This is a genomic window from Streptomyces sp. NPDC033178 (genome assembly GCF_055577685.1).
The window spans coordinates 360,044-373,052 of record NZ_JBVIPT010000003.1; the positions used below are offsets into that span (position 1 = coordinate 360,044).

10 protein-coding genes are annotated in these 13,009 nt (G+C 70.8%); 7 read left to right on the plus strand and 3 right to left on the minus strand.

Annotation, left to right across the window (positions count from 1 at the left end):
* Positions 1 to 25 precede the first annotated feature (25 nt).
* The 4 genes from ACZ5VQ_RS08910 to ACZ5VQ_RS08925 all read left to right on the plus strand — a co-directional run bounded on the left by ACZ5VQ_RS08910 (position 26) and on the right by ACZ5VQ_RS08925 (position 5,331).
* On the plus strand, positions 26 to 775 hold the full coding sequence (locus tag ACZ5VQ_RS08910) for an IclR family transcriptional regulator (RefSeq protein WP_469104297.1): 750 nt from the start codon (positions 26 to 28) through the stop codon (positions 773 to 775).
* Between the two features lie 270 nt (positions 776 to 1,045).
* Entirely contained in the window at positions 1,046 to 2,272 is a 1,227-nt protein-coding gene (locus tag ACZ5VQ_RS08915) for a sensor histidine kinase (RefSeq protein ID WP_469104298.1), read from the plus strand.
* Positions 2,269 to 2,940: a response regulator gene (locus tag ACZ5VQ_RS08920; protein WP_469104299.1), complete on the plus strand. Its 672-nt coding sequence runs from the start codon at positions 2,269 to 2,271 to the stop codon at positions 2,938 to 2,940. Before ACZ5VQ_RS08915 ends, ACZ5VQ_RS08920 begins: the two co-directional genes overlap by 4 nt.
* Before the next feature lie 285 nt (positions 2,941 to 3,225).
* A complete protein-coding gene (locus tag ACZ5VQ_RS08925) occupies positions 3,226 to 5,331 on the plus strand; it encodes an MMPL family transporter (RefSeq protein WP_469104300.1) in 2,106 nt (701 codons plus the stop codon).
* A gap of 138 nt (positions 5,332 to 5,469) precedes the next feature.
* On the opposite strand, the gene ACZ5VQ_RS08930 is transcribed toward ACZ5VQ_RS08925, so the two are convergent.
* Positions 5,470 to 5,886 (minus strand): ester cyclase, encoded by a 417-nt coding sequence (locus ACZ5VQ_RS08930; RefSeq protein ID WP_469104301.1) that lies wholly within the window; start codon positions 5,884 to 5,886, stop codon positions 5,470 to 5,472.
* Between the two features lie 101 nt (positions 5,887 to 5,987).
* Positions 5,988 to 6,671 carry a hypothetical protein gene (locus tag ACZ5VQ_RS08935; RefSeq protein ID WP_469104302.1) on the minus strand — a complete coding sequence of 228 codons (684 nt, stop codon included), beginning with the start codon at positions 6,669 to 6,671 and terminating at the stop codon, positions 5,988 to 5,990.
* A gap of 231 nt (positions 6,672 to 6,902) precedes the next feature.
* On the opposite strand from ACZ5VQ_RS08935, the gene ACZ5VQ_RS08940 reads away from it, so the two are divergent.
* The gene (locus tag ACZ5VQ_RS08940) at positions 6,903 to 8,147 is read left to right on the plus strand and encodes a L,D-transpeptidase (RefSeq protein WP_469104303.1); all 1,245 of its coding nucleotides are present in this window, start codon (positions 6,903 to 6,905) and stop codon (positions 8,145 to 8,147) included.
* 240 nt (positions 8,148 to 8,387) lie between these two features.
* A complete protein-coding gene (locus tag ACZ5VQ_RS08945) occupies positions 8,388 to 9,770 on the plus strand; it encodes a glycoside hydrolase family 16 protein (RefSeq protein WP_469104304.1) in 1,383 nt (460 codons plus the stop codon).
* 99 nt (positions 9,771 to 9,869) lie between these two features.
* Here ACZ5VQ_RS08945 and ACZ5VQ_RS08950 read toward each other — a convergent pair whose 3' ends face one another.
* A complete protein-coding gene (locus tag ACZ5VQ_RS08950) occupies positions 9,870 to 10,781 on the minus strand; it encodes a helix-turn-helix domain-containing protein (protein WP_469104305.1) in 912 nt (303 codons plus the stop codon).
* Between the two features lie 145 nt (positions 10,782 to 10,926).
* Between ACZ5VQ_RS08950 and tkt the strand changes: the two genes are divergently transcribed.
* A complete protein-coding gene (tkt, locus tag ACZ5VQ_RS08955) occupies positions 10,927 to 13,002 on the plus strand; it encodes a transketolase (RefSeq protein ID WP_469104306.1) in 2,076 nt (691 codons plus the stop codon).
* Positions 13,003 to 13,009: the final 7 nt, after the last annotated feature.

The window sequence follows — 13,009 nt, forward strand, 5'->3', positions numbered from 1 at the left end:
CTCGACACATGACCGGTCCCGGCCGATGACCGCGGCGTCCGCCCCCGACCGCCTCCTGGCCGTGCTCGCCGCCTTCGACCACGACCACCCGGCGCTCACCCTCACGGACATCAGCCGACGGGCCGGGCTCTCCCTCACCACCGCCCACCGGCTGGTGGGCGCGCTGAGCGACTGGGGCGCCCTGGAGCGCGACGCGTCCGGGATCTACCACGTGGGCCTGCGCCTGTGGGAGATCGCGGCGCTCTCCCCGCGCGGTCTCGCGCTGCGGCAGATCGCGCTGCCGTATCTGGAGGACCTGTACGAAGCCACGCACGAGAACGTGCAGTTGGCGGTCCGGGACGGCTCCGAGGTCGTCTACATAGAGTGGATCTCCGGCCGTTCGGCGGTGGGCGTCAAGATCCAGGTGGGCGCACGCTGGCCGCTGCACGCGACCGGCGTGGGACTCGCGCTGCTCGCGCACTGCGAGGCCGCCTTCCAGGAGACGTACTGCGGCGGGCCGCTCGCCGGATTCACCCCGCACACCATCACTGACGGGGCCACCCTGCGCCGCGTACTCGCCGAAGTCCGGCGCGCGGGCGTGGCGGTGAGCACCCGTCAGATCACCGACGACGCTCTGTCGGTGGCCGCGCCGGTCCGTGCGGCGGACGGCTCGGTCGCCGCGGCCGTCTCGGTCGTGGTGCCCGAACGCGACGCGCACACACCGGCGTTGATCCCGGCGGTACGGCTCGCGGCGCTCGGCATCTCGCGGGCGCTGGGGTGGCAGCCGGAACGGTAGTGACGCCGCGCGCGAGCCCCGTCCGGGACGGCGGGTCCCGTCCGGGAACGTGTGCCCCGTCCGGGACGGCGGGCCGCGTCCGGCATGGCGGGCCCCGTCCAGGATGGCGAGCCCCGTCTGGCATGGCGAGCCCCGTCCAGGATGGCGGGCGTCGTCCAGCATGGCGAGCCCCGTCCAGCATGGGCGGGCGTCGGATATCCCTCTCACCGGTGAGGACGCGGCCCGGTGGCCATCCGATACTGAGACGGCCCTTGCCCCGAGGAGCCGCGTATGTCCGTGTCCGCCCAGTCCTGGATCACACCCGCCGTCGCACGCCTGCGCGCGGCAAACCCGTACGTCGTCGACACCGCGCTCGCCGCGCTGGTGCTGTTCGCCGCGTCGCTGCAGTGGATGTTCCCCGACGACGGCGACGACCGCCTCACCTGGCAGGGGTTCCTGCTGGGCGCCGGTACGGCGGTGCCGCTGGTGTGGCGGCGGCGGGCACCGCTCCTGGCGGCCTGCGGTGTCTCGGTCTTCACGCCCGCCATGGCGGTCTACCACGCGCCGCCGCCCGACGTGATGTACGGCGGCCTGGTCGTGCTCTACACGATGGCCGCGATCGCCCTGCCCTGGCAGCGGCGCTTCATGCTGATGGGGTGGCTGGTCGGAGTGTCGATGACCATGATGCACAAGGAGGGCGCCCAACCCTTCGAGTACGCCTTCCAGTTGCTGAGCTGCGTCAGCGCGTACGGGTTCGGGATGCTGTCCCGTCTCCAGCGGGCGTACACCGCGGCGCTGGAGGACCGGGCCCGCCGGCTGGAGCGGGAGCGGGCCGCCGACACCGCGCGGGCCGTCGCGCGGGAACGGGCCAGGATCGCCCGGGACATGCACGACATCCTGGCCCACGCGGTGAGCCTGATGGTCGTGCAGGCGGAGGCCGGACCCGTGGTGGTGCGCAGCGATCCCGAGCGCGCGGAGACGGCGTTCGACGCCATCGCCGCCGCCGGGCGCGACGCGATGAACCAGCTGCGGCGGATCCTCGGCGTGCTCAAGGACGAGCCGGTGAACGGTACTTCCGTCCGGTTGCCGCAGCCCGGTGTGGCGGCCCTGGCCGAACTGGTCCGGCAGGTCGCGGAGTCCGCCGGTCTGCGCGTCGAGCTCCGCGCCACCGGCGAGCCGCGTCCGTTGCACCCGGACACCGAGGTCGCCGCGTACCGCGTGGTCCAGGAGGCCCTGACCAACACCGTGAAGCACGCGTACGCTTCCCTGGCGCGGGTCGAACTCGACTGGACGGAGGACGAGTTGACGCTCACGGTGACGGACGACGGGCGCGGCCCCGCGGACCACGGGGGAAGCGGGCGCGGGAGTGAGGGCGGGGCCAGCCACGGCCTGATCGGGATCCGCGAGCGGGCAGCCGCCTGCGGGGGCACGGCCCGTACGGGACCCGGGCCCGACGGCGGCTTCCGGGTCGCCGTACGCCTCCCGGTGGCCGTCGACCGGCAGGCGGCTCTGGGGTGAGCATCCGCGTGGTGGTCGCCGACGACCAGGAGCTGGTCCGCAGCGGGTTCAGCATGATCCTTGAGGCCCAGCCCGACATCGAGGTGGTCGCGGAGGCCGGGGACGGCGTCGAGGCGGTGGCCGCGGTCCAGCGGCACACGCCCGACGTGCTGCTGCTCGACATCCGCATGCCCCGGATGGACGGCCTGGAGGCGGCCCGGCTGGTCTGCGCGCAGTCCGGGTGCCGGGTGGTCATGCTGACGACGTTCGACCTCGACGAGTACGTGTACGAGGCGTTGTACGCGGGTGCCAGCGGCTTCCTGCTCAAGGACGTACGCCGGGACGACCTCGTGCACGCGGTGCGCGTGGTCGCGGCCGGCGACTCGCTGCTCGCGCCGTCGGTGACACGGCGGCTGGTGGCCGACATCATCCAGCGACGGCGGGCCGAGGCGTCGGCTCCGCCGCCCTCGTCGGCACGGCTCGACGTCCTGACGGCCCGCGAGGAGGAGACCCTGCGGCTGCTGGCCCGCGGCCTCTCCAACGCGGAGATCGCGACGACACTGTTCGTCAGCGAGCACACCGTGAAAACTCACGTCAGCAATATCCTCGGCAAGCTGGGCCTGCGGGACCGGGTCCAGGCTGTCATCCGGGCGTACGAGTCGGGGTTGGTTACCCCGGGGTCGAACTGAACGTTCGGGGTGGTTCGTCGGGTGCGGGTGAGTGGGGGTTGCTCGCGCAGTTCCCCGCGCCCCTGAGGTAACTGGGGCGGAGCCCCTGCTTTTGAGGGGCGCGGGGAACTGCGCGACCAGCCCCCACCGGCCCGCAGACGCATCCCCCGCATGGCGGAGCCATACCCCCCACTCACCCGCGCGAGGGATCCCCCGAAACCGCTCCCCCCGGCGATCCGGTGGCGGGCCCGGCCACGCGAGTCTTGGGACGACCCCGAGAACCGCCAACCCGCCGGGAGGCACCCCGTGCTCGCCACCATCGCCAGGGCATCAACTCGCCGCCCCCTGACCGTGATCGGCCTCTGGCTGCTCTTCCTGCTGCTCGGCTTCGGGCTCGGGACGGGCGTGTTCGGGCGGCTCAGCGACTCGGTGCCGGACGTGCCGGGCACCGAGTCGGACCGGGCCGCCGTGCACCTCGACGGCATCGACCCCGTCGGCGAGTCGATCACCGCGGTGGTCGGCGGCACAGCGGTGTCCGACCCGGGGTTGCGCACCCAGGTCGAGGCCGCCGTCGCCGACCTGCGCGACGCCGCCGGCATCGCGGCCGTGCCCGACCCGTACGACACACCCGGCCTTCTCGCGGAGGACGGGCAGGCCCTCGTCATCCCGGTGACGCTCAAGGGCGGCCTCGACGACGAGGCGGAGGAGAAGGTCCTGGACACGGCCAGTGACCGCATCCACGAGATCAAGGCACCCGAAGTCCACGTCAGCGGGGGCCCGTTGCTCGGGCAGCAGCTCGGCGAGCGAGCCCAGGAGGACGTGGCGCGTGCGGAGATCATCTCGCTGCCGGTGGTTCTCGTCCTGCTGCTCGTCATCTTCGGCGGACTGCGCGCTGCCGGACTGCCCCTGCTGGTCGCGGTCAGCGGCATCGCGGGCGCGTTCCTGGCGCTGTTCGGCTTCAGCCAGTTCACCGACATCTCCGTGTACGCGATCCAGGTGACGACCATGCTCGGCCTCGGACTGGCCGTGGACTACGCCCTGTTGATGGTGGTCCGCTTCCGCGAGGAACGCCGTACCACCGACGACGTGGTGGAGGCCGTGCACCGCACGGTGGCCCGCGCCGGACGCACGGTCCTCTTCTCCGGCCTGACCGTGGCCGTCAGCCTCACGGGTCTGCTGGTGTTCCCCAGCACGTTCCTGCGCAGCATGGGCCTCGCCGTGGCCGCCGTGGTGGTCGTCGACATGCTGGCCGCGCTCACCCTGCTGCCCGCGCTGCTGGCCCGCTTCGGCGGAAAGATCGCCCCGGCACGCACCAAGCCCGCCGGTGAGGAGGGCCGTGTCTTCGCCCGTCTCGCCCGGTTCGCCACGGGCCGACCGGTCGTCGTGACAGCGGCCTCCGCCCTCACCCTGCTCGTCCTCGCCCTGCCCGTCACCGGCATGAAGATCAACATCGGGGACGCCCAGCAGTTGCCGTCGAGCACGGAGGCACGCCAGTTGGACGACACCGTGGAGGACCATTTCCCACCGGGCACCGGAGTCTCCCCGGTGACCGTGGTCCTGAAGCCGGGCACCGCCCCCGCGACGGCCGACCGGATCCGGGCTCTCTCGCCGGGCGCCGAATCCCGTGACCTGCCGGGCGGCACGACGGTCCTGAACCTGCGGCCGGGCGGCAGCGCCGACGGCAAGGAGGCGACCGAACTGGTCCAGCGCGTACGGGACATACGAGGCGACGAGCCCGTCGAGGTCACCGGTGTCGCGGCCCGCCTCGTCGACTTCCGCGCGATGCTCGGCGACCGAGCACCCTGGGCCGCCGTCACCGTCCTGGCCGGTATCTTCCTCCTGCTCTTCGCCTTCACCGGCTCGGTCCTGATTCCGCTGCGCACCATCGTCACCACGCTGCTCAGCCTGGGTGCCGCGCTCGGTGTGGTGGTCTGGGTGTTCCAGGACGGGCATCTGGCCTCGGTGCTGGGCTCCCAGGAACTCGGCGCGCTGAGCCTGACCGCACCTCCGCTGATCATCGCGATCGCCTTCGGGCTCGCCATGGACTACGAGCTGTTCATCCTCGCCCGGATGCGGGAGGCACGGCTGCAGAGCGGCGACGACCGCGAGGCCGTGGTGACCGGGCTGCGCCGCTCCGGACGCGTGGTCACCTGCGCCGCCCTGCTGCTCGCCGTCGTCTTCGGCGCCTTCATGACGGGCGGCTTCGCACCCATCCTGCAGATCGGCCTCGGGCTGACCCTCGCGGTACTGATCGACGCGACCCTCGTACGGATGCTCCTGGTCCCGGCGACCATGGCACTGCTCGGCCGACGCGCCTGGTGGGCGCCCCCGCGGCTGCGGCGGGCCCACGACCGGTTCGGGCTGCACGAGGAGGCACGGCCTGCCGAGCCCGAACTCACCAAGCAGCACTGAAGTCACCGCACATCCCTGAACTTCCCGCGCAGCACTGAGCGTTGGCCCCGGCCCCTCCGGACTGGGGCCTTCGTCGCACTCGGAGACGCGGCCGGGTCCTGGGGCTGCCCGGCGGTCGGTGGCGGGGTGCGGTCCCCGTCAGAAGGGGGGAATCTGCTCGGGTACGAGTCCGGCCTGGCGGAGAAGGCCGTAGAGGTCGGTCTCGCCCCAGTACTCGACGATCCGTCCTTCTCGGAGCCGGTAGGACTTGACTCCCGTCATGGTGAGATCCCGGCCGCTGCGGTCGTGGCTGTACGTAAGGGTGAAAGCTGCGGTGACCCGGTCGCCGGCGGCGAACAGGTCGTCCACTTGGACACGGCAGTTGGACAGCCCCGGAGTCAGCACCGATCCCTCGGGATAGTGCCGGCCCCTAACATGCAGGCCCGCACCGTGAACGAGGACGTCCTCGGCGACGAGCTCTTCGAACTCGGCGACTTCCTTCGTCTCGAAGACCCGAAGGTAGCGGCGGACGACCTCGGCGTTGCGCTCGCTGATGGCTTCGGTTGAGTCGGACATGGAAGGACCGTATCCATCGGCAGATCCGCCGCGCGAGTACCCGTCCCCTGCCGACCTCGCTCCCCGAAGCGACCAGCGACGGGCGTCACGGCAGCAATGGGTCACTGGAGCCGGTAACAACCCTCCGGCTTCAGCCTCTTGGCGGTGACCGAGGACTTGGCCGCCCGGAACTCGTAGCAGTCCTTGCCCTGTTGTCCGGTGCCGCCGTCCAGCCGGACAAGACTGGTCAGTCGGCCGCCCTCGGTCTCGGTGTCCTCGACGGTGATGCCCGGGGTCTGCCACACCTGCGCGGTACGCGCGGCCGCGACCCCTCCCCGGGCCACCGCCGACCGCAGCTCCACAACCACGTCGTCGGCGACCGCCGCCGGATCCCGGCGTGCTGTCTTCAGGGCGTAACCGCACCCCTCCTCGACCACTTCCCGCACGGCCGCAGCGGGCGGGACGACCTTGAAGCGGTAGCAGTCCTCGGCAACCATGCCGCCGACGTACCAGCCGTTCACCTGCCCGATGAACGCGCCGGTCACCGTGACGTCACGGCCCTGCCGCCGCACCACGCCACCGTGTACGGCCCTGGCGATCTCCGTGCCGAGAAGCGTGCCGTCCTCGGCCGCCCTGGACAGCTCGGCCTCTGCCCGCTCGGCGCCCGCCTCGACCTGGTCGCGCGCCTTGCCCTCGTCCCGTTCGTAGGCCGCGTAGGTCCCTCCGGCGACAAGTACGGCGAGGGCGACACCGAGCACCAGCACACCCAGACACCCGTTGATCAGACATCCCCCGCGTCTCGCCATGCCCGCACACTCCCCGGGCTACCGCCCCGGAGCACCCCCCTTCTCCGACACGTGACCGAACAGGACCCGGACCGTGGCCCTCCCCGGAAACGCGAGCACCGTCAGTCGTCTCAGCCGCTCTCACGGTCTCCTCACAGCAATCTCAGCCAGGACCCGCCCGATTCAAAGGCCCACCCCATACAAGAGGCGCACGATGCGAGCGCACCAGTGGTCACAGCAGGAAGGCACCCCGTGGGCGTCCCGCACATATCCAACCGGCCGGAGCAGCCGGAAGAGCCCAGGACGCCGGAGCAGCCGGAGACGTGGTCCCGGCGGGGCGTGCTCGCCGTCCTCGGGTTCGTACCGGCCGCCGTGCTGACGGGATGCACCGCCTCGGCCGCCTCCGGCACAAGCACTCCGAAGGCGGCCGAGGCCACCGCCCCCACCCTCACGATCACGCCCGCCGACGGCACCAGGAACGCCGCCTTCACCAGCCCCGTCCGGGTCACCGCCTCGACCGGCACTCTCTCCCGCGTCAAGGTGACGAGCGACGACGGCTCCGCCCTCCCCGGCACCTTCAACGACACCCGCACGAAGTGGACCTCCACCCGAAACCCGTACTCCGGCACGGCGTACACGGTGACAGCCGAGGCGCAGGGCGGCGCGGCGGAGACCGTGGCCTTCACCACCGAAGCCCCTGCCGACACGTTCGTCGGCTACTTCACACCGGAGGCGGGCTCGACCTCCGGCGTCGGCATGCCCGTCTCGATCAACTTCACGCACGCCGTGACGGACCGCGCCGCCGTCGAGAAGGCGATCACCGTGACGGCGGACCCGAAGGTGGCGGTGGTGGGCCACTGGTTCAGCGACACCCGGCTGGACTTCAGGCCCGAGGAGTACTGGGCAGCGGGCACAAAGATCACGCTCGGCCTGCGGCTGAAGGACGTCGAGGGCGCGGACGGCGTCTACGGCACCCAGTCCAAGGACGTCACGTTCCACATCGGCCGCGAGCAGATCAGCACGGTCGATCTGGCGAAGAAGACGATGACGGTACGGCGGGACGGGCAGACACTCGCCACGTATCCCGTGTCCGGCGGGGACGCCGAGCACACCACCTGGTCCGGAATCATGGTGATCAGCGAGCGGTTCGAGGAGACGCGGATGGAGTCCTCCACCGTCGGGCTCGGCGACGAGTACGACATCGACGACGTGCCGCACGCGCAACGCCTCACCACGTCGGGCACGTTCATCCACGGCAACTACTGGGCGTCGGCGTCGATCTTCGGCAGCAGCAACACCAGTCACGGGTGCGTCGGACTGCGTGACACGAAGGGCGCGGACGACAAGTCCACGCCGGGCTACGCGTTCTACGAGAGTTCCATGCTCGGAGACGTGGTCGTGGTCGAGAACTCGGGCGAGGACACGGTCGATCCGGCCAACGGCCTCAACGGCTGGAACCTGTCGTGGACGGACTGGCAGGCGGGAAGCGCTCTCTGACGCCACGTCAGATGCGTCCTCGCCTTCGCGGTCCGATCCCTCCCTCGTTCACCGTCCGATCCGTCCCTCCTTCATGGTGTGAACTCCCCTGCCCGCTGAGGGCTTTCTCTGCTTTACCTCTTGACGACCGGAGTGCCGAAGAGCACATTGGCCGCGCAGCTGCGTTGAGAGCGCTCTCAGCTGCTCTCGCGCACCCCCGAACCACCCGCGCACCCCCACTCCGTACCCGAAGAGGCACCCATGAGGGAAACTTCAGGCACACCCGTCAGACGCGGTCCACTCCGGCGCACGCTCATCGCGCTGGTCAGCGTGCTCAGCCTGGCGGCGGCCGGGGCATCGGCAGCAGAGGCGGACGCGCCCGCGCCGCCCAGCGGCTGGACCCAGGTCTTCGTCGACGACTTCAACGGCACAGCGGGCACCGGCGTCAACACCTCGAACTGGCAGTACGCGACCGGCCACGGCTACCCGGGCGGGCCCGCCAACTGGGGCACGGGCGAGATCGAGAACATGACGTCCAGCACCAACAACGTGGCGCTGGACGGCACCGGGAACCTCCGGATCACCCCGCGCCGCGACGCCGCGGGCAACTGGACCTCGGGCCGCATCGAGACCAACCGCACCGACTTCCAGCCGCCCGCCGGTGGCAAGCTGCGCGTCCAGTCCCGGATCCAGATGCCGAACGTGACGGGCGCCGCCGCCCGCGGCTACTGGCCGGCGTTCTGGATGCTGGGCGCGCCCTACCGCGGCAACTACCAGAACTGGCCGAGCGTCGGCGAGCTGGACATCCTGGAGAACGTCCAGGGGCTCAACACCGTGTGGGCCACGATGCACTGCGGCACCAACCCGGGCGGCCCCTGCAACGAGACGACCGGCCTCGGCGGCTCGACCACCTGCCCGGGCGCGACCTGCCAGGCGGGCTTCCACACGTACGGCATGGAGTGGGACCGGTCGACGAGCCCGGAGGAGATCCGCTTCTACGTCGACGGCATCAACTACCACACCGTACGGGCGAACCAGGTCGACGCGACGACCTGGTCGAACGCCACGAACCACGGCTTCTTCATCATCCTGAACGTGGCGATGGGCGGCGGTTTCGTCGACGCCTTCGGCGGCGGCCCGGACGGTGCCACCGTGCCCGGCCATCCACTCGTCGTCGACTACGTCCAGGTGCTGCAGTCCACGGGCGGCACCACGCCTCCGCCGACCGGCAACCGTGACGCGTACAGCGCGATCCAGGCCGAGTCGTTCGACGGTCAGAGCGGCACGATCACCGAGACCACGACCGACTCGGGCGGCGGCCAGAACATCGGCGCCCTCGCCAACGGCGACTGGGCCCTCTACCGAGGCGTCAACTTCGGCTCCACGGCGGCCAGGCAGTTCAGCGCCCGGGTCGCGAGCGGTATTGCGGGCGGCGCCAGTGGCCTGGTCGAAGTCCGCCTCGACAGCCGTACGAGCGCCCCGATCGGCACCTTCGCGCTCGCCAACACCGGCGGGTGGCAGAGCTGGCGGACCGTCCCGACGAACATCAGCAACGTCACCGGGACGCACGACGTGTATCTGACCTTCACGAGCGGCCAGCCGGCGGACTTCGTGAACGTGAACTGGTTCAACTTCGCCCGCTGAGAGCCGAGTCGGAGAGGAGGGGGCGGGCCGGACAGGCCCGCCCCCTCTTCCTCCTTTGATTCCTCCAACTCGCCGAACTCCTCCGATTCCGCTGATTCCTCAGTGCAGTTCCGCCCGGAACGCCACCGGCGCCACCCCGGTGTGCTGGTGGAAGAACTTGGTGAAGTTGGCCGCGTCGGGGAAGCCCACGGAGACCCCGACGCGGCCGATCGGCATGTCCGTGTGGGCAAGGAGCCGCTTGGCCTCCAGGACGACCCGCTTGTCTATGAAGCCCTTCGGGGTCTCACCCGTCGCGGCGCGGACCGCCCGGACGAGGGTGCGGCGGGAGTAGCCGAGAGTGTCGGCGTACGCGCTGACGCTGTGGTTGGTGGCGAAGCCCTTCTCGACCGCCTCGCGGAAGCGGGTGAAGGTGGTGTCCGCCTGATCGCGTGCCGAGTCGGCGGAGCTGGCGGCGAGGTGCGCCAGGCGGAGCAGGAACGCGGTCAGGGAGTGCCGCAGCACGGAGGTGTGCAGGCTGAGCGGCAGCGTGGTCGAGTCGACGTACTCGCGTTCCAGCTGGTCGAGGCCGGCCCGCAGTCCGGCGAGCTGGGCCGGGTCCGGCCTGAGCAGGGGCGGCAGGTCGTAGCGGTAGAGGCCGGTCGCCTCGACCGTGGCGCGGGGCAGGAAGCCCGGCTGCATGATCAGGACCGTTCCGCGGTAGGCCTCCGTGCTGGAGAAACGGTGGACCTGGCCGGGGCGTATCCACAGGAGCTCGCCGGCGGAGACCTCGTACTCGGTGAAGTCGACCATGTGCCGGACCGGGCCGTCCCCGAAGAGCATGACCACGTGGAAGTCGATGCGGTGGACGCGCTCGATCGCCTCGTTCGCGTGCCAGGTCCGGCCGGGCTCCATCGGGCCGACCTGCATGCCGACTCCGCAGACGCTCAGGTCGACGGGAAAGGGAAAGGTTCTGATCCCGTCGCCGGTGTCACCGCCGCCACTGTCACCTTCTTGGGTGCTTCTGTCCGCCATGTCCTTCTCGCGTCGGCTCGGTCCCGCAGTCGTTGTCCCACTTTCACCAAAGGCTGACACAGGGCCACCTTCCCCGGCAAAAGTCTGACTTTTAAGTTTGAACGCAACCGAGCAGTTACGGGCTTCTACCGAGGACTTCTTGAAGATGAGTACGCAGACACCTGACAGCCTTGAGTGGACCGACCTGGACCGGCGAGCCGTCGACACGGCCCGTCTGCTTGCGGCGGACGCCGTGCAGAAGGTCGGCAACGGCCATCCGGGCACAGCGATGAGCCTGGCACCGGCGGCGTACACCCTCTTTCAGAAGGTGATGCGACACGACCCGGCCGATCCCGAGTGGACCGGCCGCGACCGCTTCGTCCTCTCCCCCGGCCACACCTCGCTGACCCTCTACACCCAGCTCTTCCTCGCCGGGTACGAGCTGGAGCTGGACGACCTCAAGGCGTTCCGCACGCACGGCTCGAAGACGCCCGGCCACCCGGAGTACGGGCACACGGCCGGGGTCGAGACGACCACGGGCCCCCTCGGCCAGGGCGTCGCCAACGCGGTGGGCATGGCGATGGCCGCCCGCTTCGAGCGCGGCCTGTTCGACCCCGAGGCCCCCGAGGGCGAGTCCCCCTTCGACCACACCATCTGGGCGATCGTCTCCGACGGCGACCTGGAGGAGGGCATCTCCGCCGAGGCGTCCTCGCTCGCCGGCCACCAGAAGCTCGGCAACCTCGTCTTCGTCTACGACGACAACCACATCTCCATCGAGGGCGACACCGCCACCGCCTTCTCCGAGGACGTGCTGAAGCGGTACGAGGCGTACGGCTGGCATGTGCAGCGGATCGAGCCCGCGCTCGGCGGCGACATCGACCCGCAGGCGCTTCACGAGGCCCTCACCGCGGCGAAGGCCGAGACCGGGCGCCCCTCGATCATCGCGATGCGCACGATCATCGCCTGGCCCGCCCCTAACGCCCAGAACACCGAGGCCTCGCACGGCTCGGCGCTCGGCGCCGAGGAGATCGCGGCCACCAAGCGCCTTCTGGGCTTCGACCCGGAGCAGACCTTCGAGGTCGCCGACGAGGTGCTCGCCCACGCCCGGCGGGCCCTGGACCGGGGCGCCGAGGCGCACGCCGCCTGGAACAAGCAGCTGGCCGAGTGGCGCACCGCGCAGCCCGCCCGCGCCAAGCTCTTCGACCGGATCGTGGCCGGTCAGCTCCCCGAGGGCTGGGAGTCCGCGCTCCCGGCGTTCGAGGCGGGTACGTCGGTCGCGACCCGAGCCGCGTCCGGCAAGGTCCTCCAGGCGCTCGGCGATGTGCTCCCCGAGCTGTGGGGCGGCTCCGCCGACCTGGCCGGCTCGAACAACACGACCATCGACAAGACGTCGTCCTTCCTCCCGAAGGGCAACCCGCTGCCGGAGGCCGACCCGTACGGCCGAACCGTCCACTTCGGAATCCGTGAGCACTCGATGGCCGCGGAGATGAACGGCATCGCGCTGCACGGCAACACCCGTATCTACGGCGGCACGTTCCTCGTCTTCTCCGACTACATGCGCAACGCCGTCCGCCTGTCGGCTCTCATGCAGCTGCCGGTGACGTACGTCTGGACGCACGACTCCATCGGACTCGGCGAGGACGGCCCGACCCACCAGCCGGTCGAACACCTCGCCTCGCTCCGCGCCATCCCGGGCCTGAACATCGTGCGCCCCGCCGACGCCAACGAGACCTCGATCGTCTGGGCCGAGATCCTCAAGCGGCACGCCACCGACCCGGCCCCGCACGGCCTCGCCCTCACCCGTCAGGGCGTACCGACGTACGAGGCCAACCCCGAGGCGGCGAAGGGTGGTTACGTCCTGCGCGACTCCTCCACCGGAACCCTGGACGTGATCCTCATCGCGACCGGTTCCGAGGTGCAGCTCGCCGTCGCGGCACGTGAGCAGCTGGAAGCCGAGGGAGTGGGCACCCGTGTGGTGTCCATGCCGTCCGTGGAGTGGTTCGAGGAGCAGTCCGCCGAGTACCGGGAGAGCGTGCTGCCGATGTCCGTGAAGGCCCGCGTGGCGGTCGAGGCCGGGATCGGTCTGACCTGGTACCGGTACGTCGGTGACCATGGACGCATCGTCTCCCTCGAACACTTCGGCGCCTCCGCCGACGCCAGGACCCTGTTCGCCGAATTCGGCTTCACCCCCGAGAACGTGGCCTCCGCCGCCCGGGAATCCCAGGCAGCCGTCCGCGGTTGATCCGTTC

What these genes read in the sequence shown, in the direction of transcription:
- ACZ5VQ_RS08930 (WP_469104301.1), bottom strand. Translation starts at nt 5,886, where the DNA reads ATGTCCGACTCAACCGAAGCCATCAGCGAGCGCAACGCCGAGGTCGTC.
- tkt (WP_469104306.1), top strand. Translation starts at nt 10,927, where the DNA reads ATGAGTACGCAGACACCTGACAGCCTTGAGTGGACCGACCTGGACCGG.
- ACZ5VQ_RS08915 (WP_469104298.1), top strand. Translation starts at nt 1,046, where the DNA reads ATGTCCGTGTCCGCCCAGTCCTGGATCACACCCGCCGTCGCACGCCTG.
- ACZ5VQ_RS08910 (WP_469104297.1), top strand. Translation starts at nt 26, where the DNA reads ATGACCGCGGCGTCCGCCCCCGACCGCCTCCTGGCCGTGCTCGCCGCC.
- ACZ5VQ_RS08950 (WP_469104305.1), bottom strand. Translation starts at nt 10,781, where the DNA reads ATGGCGGACAGAAGCACCCAAGAAGGTGACAGTGGCGGCGGTGACACC.
- ACZ5VQ_RS08935 (WP_469104302.1), bottom strand. Translation starts at nt 6,671, where the DNA reads ATGGCGAGACGCGGGGGATGTCTGATCAACGGGTGTCTGGGTGTGCTG.
- ACZ5VQ_RS08945 (WP_469104304.1), top strand. Translation starts at nt 8,388, where the DNA reads ATGAGGGAAACTTCAGGCACACCCGTCAGACGCGGTCCACTCCGGCGC.